14 protein-coding genes are annotated in these 18,932 nt (G+C 66.6%); 10 read left to right on the plus strand and 4 right to left on the minus strand.

Annotated features, from left to right (window positions below; translation table 11 throughout):
* Nucleotides 1-18 precede the first annotated feature (18 nt).
* Complete coding sequence (ybaL, locus tag ACZK5G_RS17555) at nucleotides 19-1,716, plus strand: YbaL family putative K(+) efflux transporter (protein WP_107431474.1); 1,698 nt, start codon at nucleotides 19-21, stop codon at nucleotides 1,714-1,716.
* 391 nt (nucleotides 1,717-2,107) lie between these two features.
* Here the strand turns inward: ybaL and ACZK5G_RS17560 are convergent, their stop codons facing one another.
* The gene (locus tag ACZK5G_RS17560) at nucleotides 2,108-3,394 is read right to left on the minus strand and encodes an O-acetylhomoserine aminocarboxypropyltransferase/cysteine synthase family protein (protein WP_478464227.1); all 1,287 of its coding nucleotides are present in this window, start codon (nucleotides 3,392-3,394) and stop codon (nucleotides 2,108-2,110) included.
* Between the two features lie 181 nt (nucleotides 3,395-3,575).
* Between ACZK5G_RS17560 and ACZK5G_RS17565 the strand changes: the two genes are divergently transcribed.
* The 3 genes from ACZK5G_RS17565 to ACZK5G_RS17575 all read left to right on the plus strand — a co-directional run bounded on the left by ACZK5G_RS17565 (nucleotide 3,576) and on the right by ACZK5G_RS17575 (nucleotide 6,546).
* Nucleotides 3,576-4,313: a winged helix-turn-helix domain-containing protein gene (locus ACZK5G_RS17565; protein WP_478464229.1), complete on the plus strand. Its 738-nt coding sequence runs from the start codon at nucleotides 3,576-3,578 to the stop codon at nucleotides 4,311-4,313.
* Nucleotides 4,310-5,605: an ATP-binding protein gene (locus ACZK5G_RS17570; protein WP_478464231.1), complete on the plus strand. Its 1,296-nt coding sequence runs from the start codon at nucleotides 4,310-4,312 to the stop codon at nucleotides 5,603-5,605. Before ACZK5G_RS17565 ends, ACZK5G_RS17570 begins: the two co-directional genes overlap by 4 nt.
* A 140-nt stretch (nucleotides 5,606-5,745) precedes the next feature.
* Nucleotides 5,746-6,546, plus strand: coding sequence for a MipA/OmpV family protein (locus ACZK5G_RS17575; RefSeq protein ID WP_478464233.1), 801 nt, complete (start codon nucleotides 5,746-5,748; stop codon nucleotides 6,544-6,546).
* 72 nt (nucleotides 6,547-6,618) lie between these two features.
* Here ACZK5G_RS17575 and clpB read toward each other — a convergent pair whose 3' ends face one another.
* Entirely contained in the window at nucleotides 6,619-9,204 is a 2,586-nt protein-coding gene (gene clpB / locus ACZK5G_RS17580; protein ID WP_049422955.1) for an ATP-dependent chaperone ClpB, read from the minus strand.
* A 253-nt stretch (nucleotides 9,205-9,457) separates the two neighbouring features.
* On the opposite strand from clpB, the gene ACZK5G_RS17585 reads away from it, so the two are divergent.
* From ACZK5G_RS17585 to ACZK5G_RS17600, 4 genes are all read left to right on the plus strand, one after another.
* Nucleotides 9,458-9,952: a sigma-70 family RNA polymerase sigma factor gene (locus tag ACZK5G_RS17585; protein ID WP_478464235.1), complete on the plus strand. Its 495-nt coding sequence runs from the start codon at nucleotides 9,458-9,460 to the stop codon at nucleotides 9,950-9,952.
* Entirely contained in the window at nucleotides 9,942-10,910 is a 969-nt protein-coding gene (locus tag ACZK5G_RS17590; protein ID WP_459001929.1) for a FecR domain-containing protein, read from the plus strand. Before ACZK5G_RS17585 ends, ACZK5G_RS17590 begins: the two co-directional genes overlap by 11 nt.
* 63 nt (nucleotides 10,911-10,973) lie before the next feature.
* A complete protein-coding gene (locus ACZK5G_RS17595) occupies nucleotides 10,974-13,772 on the plus strand; it encodes a hypothetical protein (protein WP_478464238.1) in 2,799 nt (932 codons plus the stop codon).
* A 40-nt stretch (nucleotides 13,773-13,812) separates the two neighbouring features.
* A complete protein-coding gene (locus ACZK5G_RS17600; RefSeq protein ID WP_459001933.1) occupies nucleotides 13,813-14,937 on the plus strand; it encodes a cytochrome-c peroxidase in 1,125 nt (374 codons plus the stop codon).
* A gap of 11 nt (nucleotides 14,938-14,948) precedes the next feature.
* Here ACZK5G_RS17600 and ACZK5G_RS17605 read toward each other — a convergent pair whose 3' ends face one another.
* Nucleotides 14,949-15,773 (minus strand): DUF3014 domain-containing protein, encoded by an 825-nt coding sequence (locus ACZK5G_RS17605; protein ID WP_478464240.1) that lies wholly within the window; start codon nucleotides 15,771-15,773, stop codon nucleotides 14,949-14,951.
* A 154-nt stretch (nucleotides 15,774-15,927) separates the two neighbouring features.
* Here ACZK5G_RS17605 and ACZK5G_RS17610 point away from each other — a divergent pair, with 154 nt between their 5' ends.
* Complete coding sequence (locus ACZK5G_RS17610; protein WP_049400792.1) at nucleotides 15,928-16,419, plus strand: hypothetical protein; 492 nt, start codon at nucleotides 15,928-15,930, stop codon at nucleotides 16,417-16,419.
* Between the two features lie 95 nt (nucleotides 16,420-16,514).
* Nucleotides 16,515-17,225 (plus strand): glutathione S-transferase, encoded by a 711-nt coding sequence (locus tag ACZK5G_RS17615; RefSeq protein ID WP_478464242.1) that lies wholly within the window; start codon nucleotides 16,515-16,517, stop codon nucleotides 17,223-17,225.
* 78 nt (nucleotides 17,226-17,303) lie between these two features.
* Here ACZK5G_RS17615 and ACZK5G_RS17620 read toward each other — a convergent pair whose 3' ends face one another.
* A complete protein-coding gene (locus ACZK5G_RS17620; RefSeq protein WP_478464243.1) occupies nucleotides 17,304-18,908 on the minus strand; it encodes a SulP family inorganic anion transporter in 1,605 nt (534 codons plus the stop codon).
* Nucleotides 18,909-18,932: the final 24 nt, after the last annotated feature.

Here is an 18,932-nt window from a genome sequence, read left to right on the forward strand (position 1 = left end):
GTTTTTCTGCGAGTGCCGATGCACCATGACACCGACCTGATCAACATCGTTGCCGTTGGCCTCGGGCTCGCCTTCATCTTCGGCGCGCTGGCCAACAAGCTCCGCTTGTCTCCCTTGGTCGGTTACCTGGTTGCTGGCATCTGCGTAGGCCCGTTCACCCCCGGCTTCGTCGCCGACCAGGCGCTGGCCAACCAGCTGGCCGAGCTGGGCGTGATGCTGCTGATGTTCGGCGTCGGCCTGCACTTCTCGCTGAAGGACCTGATGGCGGTCAAGGCCATCGCCATCCCCGGTGCCATCGGCCAGATCGCGGTCGCTACCCTGCTCGGCTGGGGCGTGGCCTCGCTGATGGGCTGGCCAGCCCTGCATGGCGTCATCTTCGGTTTCTCGCTGGCCACCGCCAGTACCGTGGTACTGCTGCGGGCGATGGAGGAGCGCCGCCTGCTGGAGACCATGCGCGGCAAGATCGCGGTCGGCTGGCTGATCGTGGAAGACCTGGCCTGTGTGCTGGCGCTGGTGATGATGCCGGTGATGGCCGGTGTGTTCGGCCCCGATGCGGCCAAGGAATCGCACTCGCTGGGCAGCGTGCTGGCCGACATCGGCTGGACCTTCGTGCAGCTGGGCCTGTTCGTGGCGGTGATGCTGGTGGTCGGGCGCCGGGTCATTCCGTGGATCCTGGAACGCATCGCCGGCACCGGTTCGCGCGAACTGTTCACCCTGTCGGTGCTGGCGATCGCGCTGGGCGTGGCGTTCGGCTCGGCCATGCTGTTCGGCGTGTCCTTCGCGCTGGGCGCGTTCTTCGCCGGCATGCTGCTCAACGAATCGGAGCTGAGCCACAAGGCCGCACATGATTCGCTGCCGTTGCGCGATGCGTTCGCGGTGCTGTTCTTCGTCTCGGTCGGCATGCTGTTCGACCCCAACATCCTCGTCCAGCACCCTTGGCAGGTGCTGGCCACGGTGCTGATCATCATGTTCGGCAAGTCGGCCGCCGCGTTCTTCATCGTGCGTGCGTTCGGCCACCCGACCAGCACCGCGCTGACCATCTCGGCCAGCCTGGCGCAGATCGGCGAGTTCGCCTTCATCATCGCCGGCCTCGGCGTCGCGCTGCAGATCCTGCCGAAGGAAGGCCAGTCGCTGGTCCTGGCCGGTGCGCTGGTGTCGATCATGCTCAACCCGCTGGTGTTCGGGCTGCTTGACCGTTGGCAGGCCAAGCAGGAGCAGTCGCCCCAGGCCGCCGAGCCGGAAGAGGCCACCGGCCCCTCGCGTGACCTGCATGACCATGCCATCGTCATTGGTTACGGCCGGGTCGGCAGCGAGCTGGCGCAGGTGCTGCGCGATCGTGGCGTGCCGGTGCTGGTGATCGATGACAACAAGGAGCACGTCGAACAGGCGCACGCCAAGGGCCTGGCGGCGATCCGTGGTAGTGCTGCTGCCGACCGCGTGCTGGCCGAAGCGCATCCGGAACGCGCGAAGATTGCGGTGCTGGCGATTCCTCAGCCGCTGGAAGCCGGTGAGGCGCTGGCCAAGCTGCGTGCGATCAATCCGGATCTGACCCTGCTGGCGCGTGCGCACAGCGATGCGGAGGTGAAGCACCTGCTGGAGCACGGTGCCGATGGCACGGTGATGGCAGAGCGCGAGCTGGCCTATTCGCTGGCCGAGATGGTGATGGCCACGCCGCCGTATCGCGGGCTGGGACAGCACAGTATTCCGGTGGTGTGAGGAGTGTGGGTGCGGCAGGGCTTGCAGCCCTGCACCTGCTGAAGCAACGACAAAAGCAAAAGCTGGCATTCCGTGGGATGGCGGGGTGGGTCCGGTTGCAGGGGACGCCGTGAATCCGTCCATGGAGGCTCGGTCGCGCCATCCATGGCGCTCACGCCCCTGCAACCGGGCCCACCCTGCCTTCGACAATTTCCTGCGGCTGTTGGTAGGTGTCGACCTTGGTCGACACGGCGGTGCATCTGACCCCGGAAACAAAAGAATCCCCGGTCGACCCGCATCGACCGGGGATCTGGATCGCCACGTTGCCATGCCTTGGAGAGGCAGTTCCACCGTAGCGCATCGCGGTGCCGGTGGTGATCGCCTGTGGCGATGACGACCAAGCGTGCGGCTATCAGGCGCCAGCCAGGGCCTGCTCCAGGTCGGCACGCAGGTCGCCGATATGCTCGATGCCGATCGACAGCCGCACGGTGTCTTCGCTGACACCGGCCTTGGCCAGTTCGGCGGCATCCAGCTGGCGGTGGGTGGTCGAGGCCGGATGGGTGGCCAGCGATTTTGCATCGCCCAGGTTGACCAGGCGGGTGAACAGCTTCAGCGCATCGAGGAAACGTGCGCCGGCTTCACGGCCGCCCGGCAGGCCGAAGGTCAGTACGCCCGAGCCGTGCCCACCCAGGTAACGTTGCGCGGCGGCATGCTCGGGGTCGTCGGCCAGCCCGGCGTAGCGCACCCAGGCCACCTTTGCGTGTGACTTCAGAAACTGCGCGACAGCCAGCGCGTTGGCGTTGATGCGCTCCATGCGCAGCGCCAGGGTTTCAATGCCCTGCAGGATCAGGAACGCATTGAACGGCGACAGCGCCGCGCCGGTATTGCGCAGCGGCACCACCCGCGCGCGGCCGATGTAGGCCGCCGGCCCCAGCGCTTCGGTATAGACCACGCCGTGATAGCTGGGGTCGGGCTGGTTGAGCCGTGCGAAGCGCTGGGGTTGTGCAGCCCAGTCGAAGCGGCCGGAATCGACGATCGCGCCGCCGAGGCTGTTGCCGTGGCCGCCGAGGTACTTGGTCAGCGAATGCACCACGATGTCGGCGCCGTGCTCGAACGGGCGCAGCAGGAACGGCGTGGCCACGGTGTTGTCGACAATCAGCGGCACGCCGGCGGTATGCGCGACCTCGGCAATCGCCGCGATGTCGGTGACGTTGCCACGCGGGTTGCCGATCGATTCGACGAACACCGCCTTGGTGCGTTCGTCGATCAGCGCGGCGAAGGCGGACGGATCGGCCGGGTCGGCGAAGCGCGCCTGGATGCCGTACTGCGGCAGCGTGTGCGCCAGCAGGTTGAGGCTGCCGCCATACAGCGCACTGGAGGCAACGATGTTGTCACCGGCCTCGGCAATGGTCTGGATGGCATAGGTGATCGCCGCCTGCCCCGAGGCCAGTGCCAGCGCGCCGATGCCACCCTCCAGTGCGGCCAGGCGCTGTTCCAGCACGTCGGTGGTGGGGTTCATGATGCGGGTGTAGATGTTGCCGGGCACCTTCAGGTCGAACAGATCGGCGCCGTGCTGGGTGTCATCGAAGGCATACGCCACCGTCTGGTAGATCGGCACCGCCACCGCACGGGTGGTCGGGTCGGGACGGTAGCCGCCATGCACGGCCAGGGTTTCCAGTTGCCACTGCGGGTCGCTCATTGCGCCAGGCTCCATCCGGGGAAACCGCCACCATAGGCCAGCCAGAACCACGCGCTGAAAGCTGCTGGCGATGACGCCAGTACCACCGGTTATCAGGTTGGCCGCGATTCAGGCAGCCGTCATGGGCCGTTGCTAGGCTTCGCCGCCGGGCGCTCCTGCCCGGGCACGGAGGCCCAAGCGCATGCAGTCATCCCCCTGGACACCCGCCGCCAGCGGCTCGCCGACCCCGGTGCTGCTGGTGGAGGACGACCGCCGCCTGGCCGAACTGGTCAGCGACTACCTGCACGAACATGGCTTCGCCGTGCAGCATGTGGCCCGTGGCGACCTCGCCGGTGCAGCCTGCCGCCAGCACGCGCCGGAACTGGTGATGCTGGACCTGATGCTGCCCGGCCTTGGCGGCATCGATGTGTGCCGGCAGATCCGCAGCTTCTCCGATGTGCCGATCCTGATGCTGACCGCCTGCGAGGACGACATCGAACAGGTGCTCGGCCTGGAATCGGGCGCCGACGACTATGTGCACAAGCCGATCGAGCCGCGCCTGCTGCTGGCCCGCCTGCGCGCCCTGCTGCGCCGCCGCCATGGCAGCAGCAACACCGGCAGCCCCTGCCGCCTCATGCACGGCGAGCTGCTGATCGACCGCATGCAGCGCGAGGTGCATCTGCACGGCCAGCCGGTGGACATGGGCACCACCGAATTCGAGATCCTGTGGCTGCTGGCCAGCCAGCCGGGGCAGATTCTCTCGCGTGACCAGATCCTGCAGGCGGTGCGCGGCATCGGCTTCGACGGGCTGGACCGCAGTGTCGATGTCAGCATCGGCAAGCTTCGCCGCAAGCTGGGCGATGACGCGCGCGAACCGCGGCGGATCAAGACGGTGTGGGGCCGCGGCTACCAGTTCAATCCGTCGGCCTGGACGGCATGAAGCGGCTGTTCCTGCGCCTGTGGCTGGTGGTCGGCGCGAGCTTCCTGATCACCCTGCTGCTGATCAACGTGATCTTCGATCGCATCTACCTGCCGTTCCAGCAGCGTGTGTTCGCAGAGCAGGTGCGTGGCCAGTTGTATGCATTGCGGCAGGGGTTGGACGGAAAGGACTCCGCCGCCCAGCAGGATCAGCTGGCGCAATGGCAACCCCACTATGGCATCGCATTGGCTCTGCTGCCGTCAGCACCGGCCCTCGCGGCCGGCGAACAGGAACAGCTGCAGCGCAACGGGCTCATTTCCCGGCAGAAGTTCGAGATCGTACTGGCGCCGCTTGATCCACTGCATCCCGATGGCCCCTGGCTGCGCCTGCATCTGCCAGGCGAGCCGTCGATGACCCTCTATCTCACCCTGATCGCCTATTCGGTGATGCTAGCCCTGTTCGGGCTGTGCCTGTACGCCTGGGTGCGCCTGCTCTGGCGCGATCTGGACGCGCTGCGCGTGCACGCCGATCGCATCGGTGCCGGCGATCTGCAGGCGCGCGCGCAGGTTTCGCCACGCTCGCAGATACGCGTCATCGTCGACCATTCCAACCGCATGGCCGCGCGCGTGGCCGAGCTGGTGCAGCGCCAGCGCGACCTCACCCATGCCATATCGCACGAACTGCGCACGCCCATCGCGCGCGTGGCCTTCGGCCTGGACCTGATGCAGGACAGCGACGATCACGAACGCCGTACACGGCTGGCACAGGGGCTGCACGGCGACCTGGCCGAACTCAACCGGCTGGTCAGCGAACTGCTGGCCTATGAGCGTCTGGAGCATCCCGGCGAAGGCGAGCCGATGCAGCGCATTGAAGCCAACGACTGGCTGCAGGCCTGCCTGGCCGATGCACGCCGTGATGCCGAACGAGCCGGCGTGGCGCTGCGCGTGCAGCCCAGTGCGTTGCCGCGGGTGGATGCCGAACCGCGGCTGCTGCAGCTGGCGCTGAGCAATCTGGTAGGCAATGCGCTGCGCCACGCGCGCTCGCAGGTGGAAGTGTCGCTGGTGGGTGTGGGCGGACGCGCCTGCCTGCGCGTGGACGATGACGGCCCGGGCATCGCCGAGGCCGACCATGAAAAGGTGATGCGCCCGTTCACCCGCCTGGATGACAGCCGCAGCCGTGATACCGGCGGCTTCGGCCTGGGCCTGGCCATCGTCGGCCGCATTGCGGCCCGCCACGGCGGCGAGCTGCGCATCAGTCGCGCCAGCCTCGGCGGCGCACGCCTGGAAATGCACTGGCCGCTGGCTGCCAGCTGAACGCCCACGGGCGCCATTACAGTTGATTACAACTCCCGCACAACTGCGGAGGGATCGGTCGCCGGCATATCGCCACGCTGGCGACCCTGCAGCACTCGCCGGATGCGCGCGCTGCTTTCCTCCCATTGTCGAGAGATTCCATGTCCCAGCTTCGCCGTTCCCCCACCATGCTGTGCCTGGCCCTGCTGCCGCTGTTCGCCGCGCCGATCGCCCACGCCAAGGATGACCACTGGACCTTCGAGCTCGCCGCTGGTGGTGGCGTGACGCCGCGCTACAGCGGCAGCGAGGAATACCGCGCGACGCCGTCGCTGTCGTTCGATGTCACCTCGCCGGGGGGCTGGTTTCTGGGCACCAGTGGCATCGGTTGGGGCACGTCCATTGGCGAGCACACCCGTGTGCGTGCCTACGTCGGCGCCAGCGGCATCCGCCGCGACAAGGACTCCCTGCTCGGCGGTTCGGACTTCCTGCGCGGCATGGGTGATATCGATACCCGTCCCCTGGTCGGTCTCACCGCTGGTTATACGCTGGGCGAAGCCGTGCTGAGCGGCGCCTGGCAGTTCACCCGCAAGGACGAGGACAAGGCCGAGAACGGCCTGGCTACCCAGCAGATCCATCTGAATCTGAGCATGCCGCTGTTCGACCTGGCCGGTGGCGTGGTCAGCGGCAGTGTTTCCACCGACTACGGCAATCGCGGTTACATGCAGACCTGGTACGGCGTCAGCCCGGAACAGGCGGCGCGCACCGGCTTTGCCCAGCACACGCCGAAGGCTGGGCTGGTCAGCGCCGGTCTTGGCCTGAAATGGAGCCACCGCGTGGGCCGCAACGGCAACTGGTACATCTCGGCCGAGGGCACGCGACTGCTTGGCGACGCCGCCGACAGCCCGATCGTGCAGAAGCCCAACCAGTTCGGCCTGATGAGCGGCTACACGCACCGCTTCTGAGTGAGCGCCGGGCATGGCCCGGCGTACTCCGCAGGAAACGGGGCGCCGCGATCAGGCAGCGCCCCGTGTGAATCACGCCTTGGCGAACACCAGGTGGCCGCCGTCGTTGCCGACTTCAATGGTGTCGCCGTTGACGAAGGCACCGGACAGGATCTTCTGCGCCAGCGGGTTCTCCAGCTGCGCCTGGATCGCCCGCTTCAACGGACGTGCGCCGTACACCGGATCGAAACCAACGTTGCCAAGCAGGTCGAACGCTGCATCGGACACCAGCAGCTTCAAACCACGTTCGGCCAGGCGCTTTTCCAGCCCACGCATCTGGATGCGCGCGATCTGCTTGATCTGCTGCTTGTCCAGCGGGTGGAACACCACGATGTCGTCCAGGCGGTTGATGAACTCCGGGCGGAAGTGCGCCTGCACCACGCCCATCACCGCCGCCTTCATCTGCGTGTAGGCCTCAGGGCTGTCATCAGCGCTCATGTCCTGGATCTGGTGCGAGCCCAGGTTCGAGGTCATCACGATGACGGTGTTGCGGAAGTCCACGGTGCGGCCCTGGCCATCGGTCAGGCGGCCATCGTCCAGCACCTGCAGCAGGATGTTGAACACATCCGGATGCGCCTTCTCCACTTCGTCCAGCAGGATCAACGAATACGGACGGCGACGCACGGCCTCGGTCAGGTAGCCACCCTCCTCGTAACCAACGTAGCCCGGGGGCGCACCGATCAGGCGGGCGACGCTGTGCTTCTCCATGAACTCGCTCATGTCGATGCGGATCATCGCGTCGGCACTGTCGAACAGGAACTCGGCCAGCGACTTGCACAGCTCGGTCTTGCCGACGCCGGTCGGGCCGAGGAACAGGAACGAACCGGCCGGGCGATTCGGATCGGACAGGCCCGCACGCGAACGGCGCACGGCATCGGAGACGACCTTGATCGCTTCCTCCTGGCCGACCACGCGGTTGTGCAGCACCTCTTCCATCCGCAGCAGCTTGTCGCGCTCACCTTCGAGCATCTTGTTGACCGGAATGCCAGTCCAGCGCGACACGACCTCGGCGATCTCCTCGTCGGTGACCCGGTCCTGCACCAGCTTGAAGTCCCTGTGTTCGGCTTCCTGCGCAGCGGCCAGCTGCTTTTCCAGCTGCGGCAGCAGGCCATACTGGATCTCGCTCATCTTGGCGAAATCCTGGCGGCGCTGCGCGGCTTCCAGCTCCAGCTTGGCCTGCTCGACCTGCTCCTTGATCTTGGTCGCACCCTGCAGCGCGGCCTTCTCCGACTTCCAGATTTCATTGAGGTCGGAGAACTCACGCTCCAGCGCATCGATGTCGTTCTCCAGATCGGCCAGGCGCTGCCGCGAGGCTTCGTCCTTTTCCTTCTTCAGCATCTCGCGCTGGATCTTCAGCTGGATCACCCGGCGTTCCAGGCGGTCCAGCTCCTCCGGCTTGGAGTCGATTTCCATGCGCAGGCGCGAGGCCGCCTCGTCCATCAGATCGATGGCCTTGTCCGGCAGCTGGCGGTCGGTGATGTAGCGGTTGGACAGCGTCGCAGCGGCGACGATGGCCGGGTCGGTGATCTCCACGCCGTGGTGCACCGCGTACTTTTCCTTCAGCCCGCGCAGGATGGCAATGGTGTCTTCCACCGACGGCTCACCCACGAACACCTTCTGGAAGCGGCGCTCCAGCGCGGCATCCTTTTCGATGTACTTGCGGTACTCATCCAGCGTGGTGGCACCGACGCAGTGCAGCTCGCCGCGTGCCAGCGCCGGCTTGAGCATGTTGCCGGCATCCATCGCGCCGTCGGCCTTACCCGCACCGACCATGGTGTGCAGCTCATCGATGAACAGGATGATCTGCCCTTCGCTCTTGGCCAGGTCGTTGAGCACGCCCTTCAACCGCTCTTCGAACTCACCGCGGAACTTGGCACCGGCAATCAGCGCGCCCATGTCCAGCGACAGCACACGCTTGCCGCGCAGGCCCTCGGGCACTTCGTCGTTGATGATGCGCTGGGCCAGACCTTCCACGATGGCGGTCTTGCCCACGCCGGGTTCGCCGATCAGCACCGGATTGTTCTTGGTCCGGCGCTGCAGCACCTGGATCGTGCGGCGGATTTCCTCGTCACGGCCGATCACCGGATCGAGCTTGCCGCTCTCGGCGCGCGCGGTCAGGTCGATGGTGTACTTCTCCAGCGCCTGCCGCTGTTCCTCGGCATTCTCCGACTGCACGTTCTCGCCGCCACGCAGCTTGTCGATGGCGGCCTGCAGGCGGGTCTTGTCGGCACCGGCGGCGCGCAGCGCCATGCCCAGCGTGCCGCCGTCGTCCAGCGCCGCCAGCACGAACCACTCGCTGGCAATGAAGGCATCGCCATTCTGCTGGGCCAGCTTGTCGGTCTGGTTCAGCAGGCGCCCCAGGTCATTGCCCATCGAGACGTTGCCGGCCTGGCCGGACACCTTCGGCAGTGCATCCAGCGCCTCGGTCAGGCGCTCGCGCAGCACCGGCACGTTCACCCCGGCCTGGGCCAGCAGCGGGCGCGTGCTGCCGCCCTGCTGGTCCAGCAGCGCGCTGAACAGGTGAACCGGTTCGATGATGCTGTTGTCGCGGCCCACGGCCAGCGACTGTGCGTCTGCCAGCGCCTGCTGGAAACGCGAGGTGAGCTTGTCCATCCGCATTGCGAATCCTCATCGGTCATCAGGGCCGGCCCGCGCCGGCGATGCTGGAAAGATGCGGTTGCCCCACCCCGTTTCAAGGGTGGCTGCGACTGCACCCCGAGGCCAGTCAGCCTGCGGCCAGCATGCCGGAGCGGGTGTGGTCGGCGCGTTGATCCTGCGCAAGCCACTGCGCGCCTGGCACTGGAATCCGGGCATCGCGGATGCGATACTTGCGAATCATTCTCATTTCGATCAAGACCACGCATCCCCTTTCATGGGCCCCCGACACGAACAACTGGGCATGCTGTACCGCGATCATCGCGTCTGGCTGCACGGCTGGCTGAGCGGGCGCGTGGGCAATCGCGATGTGGCCGACGATCTCACCCAGGACACCTTCGCGCGGCTGCTGCAGGGACGCGATCTCGCTGCGCTGCGTGAGCCGCGTGCGTTCCTGACCACCGTGGCGCGTGGGCTGACCGCCAACTGGTTCCGCCGCCAGGCGCTGGAGCGCGCCTACCTGGAATACCTGGCGCAGTTCCCAGAGCCGGTGCTGCCCTCGCTGGAAGAACAGGCCCTGGTACGTGAGGCCCTGCAGCAGATCGATGCGATGCTGGACGGGTTGCCGGCAATGGCGCGCCGGGTGTTCCTGCTGGCGCAGTTCGATGGGCTCCGCTATGAAGCCATCAGCGAACAGCTGGGGTTGTCGCTGTCCACGGTGAAGCGGCACATGAAACGGGCACTGCTGGGCTGCTTGGCGCATGCCGGCTGAGACCACCGCCGAACCGGCACTTCCGCCCCGCGTACTGGAGCAGGCAGCCGACTGGCTGATGCGCCTGCACGAGGACGGCAGCGCGGCCCAGCGCGCGCGGTGGCAGCGCTGGCACGATGCCGATCCCGAACATGCCCGCGCGTGGCAGCGTGCGGAACGCTTGCTGGCATTGGCTGCCCAGGTGCCTGCGCCGCTGGCCCAACGCACGCTGCAACGGCCTGCGTCTGCCGGCCGGCGCGCCGTGCTGCGCAGCGTTGCCGCACTGCTGGTTGCACCACTCGGTGGTTGGCTGGCATGGAGGTTGTGGGATGACGCGGCGTGGGATGCCAGCGTCCGTACCGCCGTGGGCGAACGATCACAGCGGGTGCTGGATGATGGCAGCGTGCTGCACCTCGATACCGATACCGCCGTCGACATCGCGTTTGATGGTACCCAACGGTTGCTGCGGTTGCGTCGTGGCCAGATGCTGGTGGAGACCGCACGTGACATCCAGCATCCGGCAAGACCATTCCGGGTCGCGACGCCGTTCGGCGCGCTGCGGGCGCTGGGCACCCGCTTCAGCGTGCGGCTGTTCAACGACGATGTCTTGCTGGTAGTCAGTGAGGGCGCGGTCAGGGTCGAATCCGGCAGCCACCATCGCCAGGTCGACGCCGGGCAGGAACTGCGCTGGAACCGGACCTCGCTGCCATCACCTGGCCCGGCACGCGCCGGCAGCGACACTTGGATCCACGGCATGCTGACCGCTGACGCGGTGCCGTTGCAGCAGTTCATGCTGGAACTTGGCCGCTATCACCGGCGCTGGCTGCGCGTGGACCCGGCCATCGCCTCGATGCCGGTTTCCGGCGCGTACCCGGCCGATGACCTGGATCGGTGCCTGTCGATGCTCGCGGCCACCTATGCCCTGCAGATCCAGCACGGGTTGTGGATACAGCTGCGCGGCCTCGACACACCGGGATGACACTTTTTCCCGTTTCAAGGGGCAGAGGGAATGAGACCCTTCCTCTTCCCCTCGCCCATGCCCATGACCTCTTCCCGCCTGCGCCTGAGCCTGTTGGCCGTCGCCCTCGCTGCCCCCCCGGCTTTCGCTCAGATCTCGCCCACCGACGCTGCGCCGGTCCCGCATAGCGCCGAGCCGCTCGGCGGTGCGCTGAGCACTTTCGCCGCCGCACACGGCGTTGCCCTGTCCTTCGACCCCGCCCTGACCCGTGGCCGCCACGCACCGACGACGGCGGAAGGACTCGATGTGGACGCCGGCTTTGCCGCATTGCTGCAGGGCAGCGGCCTGCGCGCCGTTCGCCGCGCCGATGGCAGCTACACCGTGCAACCCGCACCTTCACCCGCGCTGACCACCCGCCGGCTGCGTCCGCTGCGGGTCGGCAGTGTCGCCTCCCGCGACTTCCTGTATGCCGAAGGCATGACCCTGGACCAGGACTACCTGCAGGGCTATGCCAAGGGCAACGGCGACCTCGGCTCACTGCTTCGCATCAACCCTGCCGTGCAGTTCAGCAACACCGGCTGGAGTGCGCGCAACGGCGGTGAGATCCGTCCGGTGGACTTCTCGATCAACGGCGCACCGTTCTACCAGAACCTGTTCCTGATCGACGGCGCGAACTTCAACAATGATCTTGACCCGGCCAGCAACGTGGCACCCGGCCACAATGGCGATGCCTACTCGTCCATCAACGTTCCCAGCGCCGCACAGGGCATCACCGTCGACCCCGACCTACTGGAAAAAGTCACCGTCTATGACAGCAACGTGCCTGCGGCCTACGGCGGCTTCACCGGTGGCGTCATCGATGCGAGCAGCCGCACCGCCGGTGACAGCCTGTCGGGCAAGGTGTGGTTCCGCATGGCCCGTTCGGCGTGGAACGAACTGATCATGCATCCGGGCCAAGCCGAGAATTTCGAGGAATCGGCGCTACCCACCTTCCAGCAGCAGTACGACAAGTACAAGATCGGCGCACGCCTGGAGGGGCGCAGTCGTAATGGCATCGGCCTGATCGGCACGGTCACCCGCACCCGTTCGGAAATTCCGCTACGCGCCTACAACGGCGGCAAGGTGAGTCCGAACGACGACTTCAAACGTACCCAGGTGCGTGAAAGCACCGCCGCCACGCTGGCCGCCGACTGGAGCAACGGCGAGGGACTGACGCTGCGCGCCAACGTCAGCTATTCGCCTACCGACGATGCCTACTTCATTCACAGCTCGCGCAATTCGTGGTTCAACCTGAAGTCGGGCGGGCCGGTGGCATCACTGCGCGCCGACTACGATACCGGCACGTGGTCGTTCGGCAACGCGTTGACCTACAGTGATCTGGAAAGCTCGCGCCGCAGCGATTACGACTACTTCAAGACCTGGGCTCCGTCGGAAGACAAGAACTGGGGTGTCGGCAACTACAGCCAGGAAGGCAGCTGGGGCAACATCGACCAGCGCGACCGCAAGATCGGCTACCGCTTCTCTGCCAGCCGCGAACGTTTCCAGTGGGGCACGGCCGAGCACCACCTGACGTTCGGCGCGGGTGTGCAACGACGCAACGCCGACTACGAGCGGCTGAACGATCACTACAACTACCAGACGCCACGCACCGCCACCAGCTGCATGCTGACCACGGGCGTGGAGGACACCGATTCCTGCTCGCTGTCGCCCGTGTTCACCAGAACGTCGGTGCTCGCCGCGGGAAAAGGCCAGTACTTTTCCAAGCTGGTGCTCTACCACGCCGGAGCGTTCGAGGTGTCGGGCACCGAATGGGATGCCTATGTCCAGGACGACATCCGCATCGGCGATGTCAGCCTGCGCCCGGGCGTGCGCCTGGACCGCAATGATTTCTGGAAAGGCACCCACATCTCGCCGCGATTTGCCGCGTCGTGGGACGTCGGTGGCACCGGCAACAGCGTGCTGACCGTGGGCCGCAACCGCTACTATGGTCGCAACTTCTTCACCTACCTGCTGAGCGAAGGCCGCGAGCGCCTGCAGGAAGACCTGACCCGCACCAGCAGCAGCACTCCTTGGGAGAGCCTGACCGGCACCCGCGCGACCACGGCAAATCGCGTGTCCGACCTGGATACACCCTACACTGATGAGTGGTCGCTGGCATGGCGGCAGCAGTTCGCCGGACTGGACATCAACGTCAAGTACGTCGATCGCAGCAACCGCGATGACATCGTCCGCCAGCGCATCACCGACACCTACGACAAGGGCGTCTACAAGGCGGTGCTGTACGAATACGCCAACGCCGGGCGCAGCCGCAGCAGCACCTACACCCTATCTGTTTCGCCGCAACAACCGCTGACGCTGTGGGGCACGCAGTCCACGGCGCAGCTGGCCCTGGACCACACCGAGTCGCGCCGCAGCTACAACACCTACGAAGACGCCACCACCCCCACGTCCATCGGCGACTTCTACGAGCTGATCAGTTACCACGGCAAGGCCATCCATCGGTACGACCTGCCAGCCCGCGACTACGTGCGCCCGTGGTCGGCCCGACTGGCCACCCGCACCGAAATTCCCGCTGCGGGCCTGACCTGGTCCAATTTCTTCAGTTTCCGTGCGGGTTATGAGGGACTGCTGAAGACAAGCCGGTACGAGCCACATGGCGACGATCTGCTGGTGGTCTACGAGGACATCCGCAATCCCAGCGGCTGGACGTGGGATGCGACCTTGCAGTATGCGTTCGCAGCAAAGGCCAACCAGGAGGTCTATGTGCGGGTGGAAGTGCAGAACGTGCTCAACCGCAGCAACCGCATCTCCGGCACCACGGCAACCACGACCTACTACGAGCCCGGCCGTAGCTACTGGCTGGAACTGGGCTACTCGTTCTGAGCCGGCGGCCCAGTGTGCCCGCACCGGGCCGCTGCTGACGATGCGCCCGCATCCTCTGCACCTGTTACTGCCCGTCACCGCCCTGTTGCTGGGCGGCGCGGGCATGCCTGCACCTGCGCGTCATACCCCGTGCCCCGACGTGCTTCCCGCGCGTCCGGACAGCGCCTGCCTGCGCGCGCTCTACAGCAACCCCAGCATGCGGTGGCCAGCGCCAGAGGTGGAACCCGGCGTCGCCTGGCAGGAACTGGCTCCGTTGCCTGCCCCGGCTGATGCGCCAGACAATCCATCGTCGCCCGCAAAAGTAGCGCTGGGCCGTCGACTGTTCTTTGATCCGATCCTGTCCCGCTCGCGACAGTTGGCCTGTGCCAGTTGCCATGACCCGGACCTGGGCTGGGCCGATGGCCGTCGCGTGTCATTCGGCCACGACCGCCAGCCCGGTCGCCGCAATGCACCCAGCGTGGTGGCCAGTGCGCATGCGGCGCCCTTGTTCTGGGATGGTCGCGCAGCGTCGCTGGAGGAACAGGCCCTGCATCCCATTTCCGATCCCATCGAAATGGGCTTCACGTCCCAGGGAGCGGTACGTCGCCTGCGCCGTGATGCGTCCTATCGCCGTGCGTTCAACGAGGTGTTCGCGCAGCCGCGCATCGATGCCGCGCAGCTCGGCCAGGCCATCGCCGCGTTCGAACGCAGCCTGTCGCCACGCAACAGTCGCTTCGATCGCTTCCTGCTTGGCAATGCGCGTGCGCTGGACGATGCCCAGCTGCGTGGCCTGCACCTGTTCCGCACGCAGGCCGGTTGCATGAACTGCCACAACGGACCGGCGCTGACCGACAACGGCTTCCACAACCTGGGCCTGCATTTCCACGGGCGTTCGCGGCAGGATCTGGGACGTTATGAGGTCACCGGTGATCCCGCCGACAGCGGCCGTTTTCGTACACCGTCGCTGCGTGGCGTTGCCGCCACAGCGCCCTACATGCACAACGGCATGATCCCGAAATTGTCTGGCGTACTGGCGTTCTACAACGTGGGCGGTGCCCGACCGCGGGCTCCGGCGGGTCTCCCGCCAGACGCAGCCCCCTTCCCGGCACCCGATCCGTTGCTGCGTCCGCGCGGGCTCAGCAGGCGGGACCTGCAGGACATCGAAGCCTTCCTGCAGGCCCTCTGACGCCTGCAGGCTCAGCCGCGGGTGATCGCAGTACGGATCGCCCGCAGCTGCTGCTTGATGGCCCTTGCCTGCGCCACATCCATGCGCAGCAGGGCCTTCTGCCCGATCGAGCGGGACTGCAGGGTGGGATCGACGAAGCGATAGCGGCCCCGTTCGTCGCGCTGCACCAGCGGCGCCTGGGCCAGTTCCGGGGTCTCCAGCAGGTGGTCGATCACCGTGACCAGACGGTCGTTGAAATAGCCCTCGGGCCGGCCAAGGTCCACGTAAGCCTGCTGGATCAGCGGATAGAAGCGCTTGTAGGACGTGGCCGTTGCCGCCGGGTCCAGCGCGGTGAAGGCCTGTACGTAGGGCGCATAGCGCGCCGCGTTGCTGGCGGCGATCCGCTCGCCGCCCTCACCGGGCTCGACCTGCAGGTTGCCCGGCAGCGGGCGCGCGGCCAGCGCGGTCGGCGGCACGCTGGGCTTGTCCAGGTTGTCGACCTGGGTGACCAGGCGTTGGATCAGGTGGTCGCGCAGCAGCAGGGTCAGCGGCCCTTCGCCCTGGAACAACTGGCTCAGCGCGCCCCAGGCCGCCGCATCGCTGTCAGCCAGCTTGGGCAACGCAGGGTCGGCCGCCGCCTCGGTATCCAGCGGATGCTTGATCGGGGGTGGTGTTGGGGCGGGTTCTGCGGCCGCCTTCGGTTGTGCCGGTGCGCCGGTACTGGCCGGGGTTGATTGCACCGGCACCGAAACTCCGTCCGCCAGGCTCTTCAGCTGGTCGCGGAACAGCCAACCGCCCGCGCCACCGATCACCACCACGCCCAACACCCAGGGCCAAACCGCTTTTCCACTCTGCATGATGCAGCACCTCGATCTCACACGCATGGACAAGGTGTGACCCGGCTGATTTCCGTGGGTTCCCCACCCGTTCCGGTAAGGTTCGGGAAACGCGTTGACAGCGCAGTGCGACGGGCGGCCCAATGAGCAGTCCAGCCCCTTCGACGAACGACCCATGGAGCTTCGCCCGGAACCGGTGCCTTTCCGCATCAGCACGCTCGACCTGACACTGGTGTATCGAGAGCAGAACGCGAGCGCACAGGTGAACGTGGAGGCACAGACGCTGGAGGACTATGCAGCGCAGCCGGGCATGCGTTACCGCTCACTGCAGGTGGATTTCGAACTTGTCCATGAAGCGCGTTGCCGGGGCGGAAATTTTCACGAGATGCGCCACGGTGAGATCGTCGAGGAAACCGGACCAGCCGATGAAACCGCGCACTGGCGGCAAACCGGTCTCTGCCCTTTCCCCGGCTTCTACCGGGTCATCCACGATCCTGGCCTGGCGGCACTGCTCGCGCACTACGATCCCCGCAATGTCCACGACCTGCAGCTTTTCATCCTTGCCGCACATGACAGCTACGTTGAAGTCCTGGCCAAGGGATATCGCTACACGCTGGCTGGCAGCGTCAATGAACACGACATCATCACCGTCGCGCCATCGGCCTGAACACTCCGACATCCAACGCCAGGTAGGCATTGCACTCACGCCCGCTTTGCGCGAGCAGCGCGACGCTATGCATCCTGTCCCGTGGAGACACAGCCATGCAGTACGCGCTGTATTACTGGACCGGCATCCAGGGCCGTGGCGAGTTCGTGCGGCTGGCGCTGGAAGATGCCGGTGCCGACTACATCGACATGGCGCGGGTGCACGGCGATGCAGTGATGCAGCCGTTTCTCGATGGCAGCAGTGAAGGTGCGCAGCCCTTCGCGCCGCCGTTCCTGAAGGCCGGTCGCCAGGTCATCGCGCAGGTCGCGGCAATCCTGGATTTCCTGGGCCCGACGCTGGACCTGGTGCCACAGGCAGCCTCGCGGCGGATGCAGGCGCTGCAGTTGCAGCTGACCATCGCCGACCTGGTGGCCGAGGTGCATGACACCCACCATCCGATCGCTGCATCGAAGTACTACGAAGAGCAGAAGACCGAGGCCAAGGCACGTGCCGCGTCGCTGCGCAGCGAACGGCTGCCGAAGTTCCTCGGCTACTTCGAGCAGGTGCTGGCCGCCAACGGTGGCCGTCATGCACTGCGCGAACATTCGTATGTGGATCTGTCGCTGTTCCAGCTGCTGAGCGGGCTGGACTACATGTTCCCGCGCCGGATGCAGGCACTGGCGCCGACCCTGCCCCTGCTGCGTGCGCTGCAGGAGCGGGTGGCGAAGCGGCCGAACATCGCCGCCTATCTGGACTCGGAACGGCGATTGCCGTTCAACACCAACGGCATCTTCCGCCATTACCCCGAGCTGGATGGGGAGCGGTAGTGCCGGCCGCTGGCCGGCAACTGCACGATGCGTCCGAGCTCCATGAGCATGCCGGCCAGCGGCCGGCACTACCACGGGTCAGCTGTTTTCACCCAGCGGCTTCACCGCCTGCTTCTGCAGTGACAGCAGGCCCAGCAGCAGCGCCAATGCCACATAGGCGCCGGCGAACTGCCAGCTGATGATGCGCGCCAGGCCGTCCAGATCCCACGGCAGGTAGATGCCACCGCGCGGGTCCACCGAGTGGATCAGGCCGAACAGGGTCAGCACCGCCGCCACCAGCAGGAAACCGCAGGCGCGGCGCAGGCGACCATCGACCATCGCCGCCACCGCCGAGATCCACAGCATCGAGGTGATGATGAAGCCGTTGCCGAGCGTGAAGATCACCGCCAGCTCAGGCAGGCCATGGCCGTCGAGCTTGGTCAGCAGCTGCGGCAGCTGGTCCGGGGCGATCCAACCCGGCGCCTTGATCGCCAGCAGGTAGGCCACCGACGGCAGGAAACCGAACACCATCGCACCGGTATGGTGGCGCGGCGTGGCCTGGAAGGCCTGGGTGGTGATGTCGATGGCCACGTACACGATGATCGGTGCCAGCACCGCCAGCGGCAGCCACTGCACCAGCCCGGAGATGATGCCGAGCATGCCGCCGATGCCGACGAACAGGCCGGTCAGCAGCGTGTAGCCGCTGCGCGCGCCCATGTGCTTGTAGGCCGGCTGGCCGATGTACGGCGTGGTCTGCGCCACGCCACCGCAGACACCGGCCACCAGCGTAGCCACCGCTTCCACCAGCAGGATGTCACGGGTGCGGTAGTCATCACCGGCCGCGCGTGCGCTTTCGGACACGTTGATGCCACCGACCACCATCAGCAGGCCGAACGGCAGCAGCAGCGGCAGGTAGGTCATCGCGGTGGGCAGGCCGTCGAGGAAGCCCAGCGTCGGCAGCGGCAGCACCACCTGCGGCGGCACCCACGCCGGCACGTGGAAGCCCGGTGCGCCCAGCCCGGCCAGGCCAAGGCCGTAATACAGCACGGTGCCGAACACGAAGGCCAGCAGCACGCCCGGGCCACGCACCGGCAGCTTGCCCTTGGCGATCAGCACATACAGCAGCAAGCCCAGCGTGGTGAAGCCGACCAGCGGCGAGCGCAGCGTTTCCAGCAGCGGCAGCAGGCCCATCAGCACCAGCGCGATGCCGGCGATGGAGCCCAGCAGCGCGGCCCGCGGCAGCGCGCGAGTGACCGCTTCGCCAAAGAACGACAGCACGAACTTGAGCACGCCCATGATGACCAGCGCAGCCATGCCCAGCTGCCAGGTGGCGATGCCCGCCTCGTGCGGATCCATGCCCTGCTGCTTGAAGGCGATGAAGGCCGGGCCGAGCACCAGCAACGCCATGCCGATGCTGGTCGGTGCATCCAGGCCGAGCGGCATGGCAGTGACATCGTCGCGACCGGTACGCGCAGCCAGCCGGCGGGCCATCAGGGTGTACAGCAGGTTGCCCACCAGCACACCGAAGGCGGTGCCGGGGAACATGCGGCCGAACACCACGTCGGCGGGGAACTGGAAGATCCCGACCAGGGCCATGGCGATGAAGCCGAGGATGGAGAGGTTGTCGACGACCAGGCCGAAGAAGCCGTTGAAGTCGCCGGAGACGAACCAGCGACGCGGTGCGGCGGAAGCGGGAGCGGACATGGAAGGGGTGGTGGGGGTGGGGAC

The sequence above is a fragment of the Stenotrophomonas sp. 62841_Sma genome, assembly GCF_056482945.1.

Bases quoted from the DNA above. Each gene is read 5' to 3' on its own strand.
- ACZK5G_RS17575 (WP_478464233.1), top strand. From the start codon at position 5,746: ATGTCCCAGCTTCGCCGTTCCCCCACCATGCTGTGCCTGGCCCTGCTG.
- ACZK5G_RS17585 (WP_478464235.1), top strand. From the start codon at position 9,458: ATGGGCCCCCGACACGAACAACTGGGCATGCTGTACCGCGATCATCGC.
- ACZK5G_RS17600 (WP_459001933.1), top strand. From the start codon at position 13,813: ATGCGCCCGCATCCTCTGCACCTGTTACTGCCCGTCACCGCCCTGTTG.
- ACZK5G_RS17565 (WP_478464229.1), top strand. From the start codon at position 3,576: ATGCAGTCATCCCCCTGGACACCCGCCGCCAGCGGCTCGCCGACCCCG.
- ACZK5G_RS17615 (WP_478464242.1), top strand. From the start codon at position 16,515: ATGCAGTACGCGCTGTATTACTGGACCGGCATCCAGGGCCGTGGCGAG.
- ACZK5G_RS17560 (WP_478464227.1), bottom strand. From the start codon at position 3,394: ATGAGCGACCCGCAGTGGCAACTGGAAACCCTGGCCGTGCATGGCGGC.
- ACZK5G_RS17595 (WP_478464238.1), top strand. From the start codon at position 10,974: ATGACCTCTTCCCGCCTGCGCCTGAGCCTGTTGGCCGTCGCCCTCGCT.
- ACZK5G_RS17590 (WP_459001929.1), top strand. From the start codon at position 9,942: ATGCCGGCTGAGACCACCGCCGAACCGGCACTTCCGCCCCGCGTACTG.
- ACZK5G_RS17605 (WP_478464240.1), bottom strand. From the start codon at position 15,773: ATGCAGAGTGGAAAAGCGGTTTGGCCCTGGGTGTTGGGCGTGGTGGTG.
- ACZK5G_RS17620 (WP_478464243.1), bottom strand. From the start codon at position 18,908: ATGTCCGCTCCCGCTTCCGCCGCACCGCGTCGCTGGTTCGTCTCCGGC.
- clpB (WP_049422955.1), bottom strand. From the start codon at position 9,204: ATGCGGATGGACAAGCTCACCTCGCGTTTCCAGCAGGCGCTGGCAGAC.
- ACZK5G_RS17570 (WP_478464231.1), top strand. From the start codon at position 4,310: ATGAAGCGGCTGTTCCTGCGCCTGTGGCTGGTGGTCGGCGCGAGCTTC.
- ACZK5G_RS17610 (WP_049400792.1), top strand. From the start codon at position 15,928: ATGGAGCTTCGCCCGGAACCGGTGCCTTTCCGCATCAGCACGCTCGAC.
- ybaL (WP_107431474.1), top strand. From the start codon at position 19: ATGCACCATGACACCGACCTGATCAACATCGTTGCCGTTGGCCTCGGG.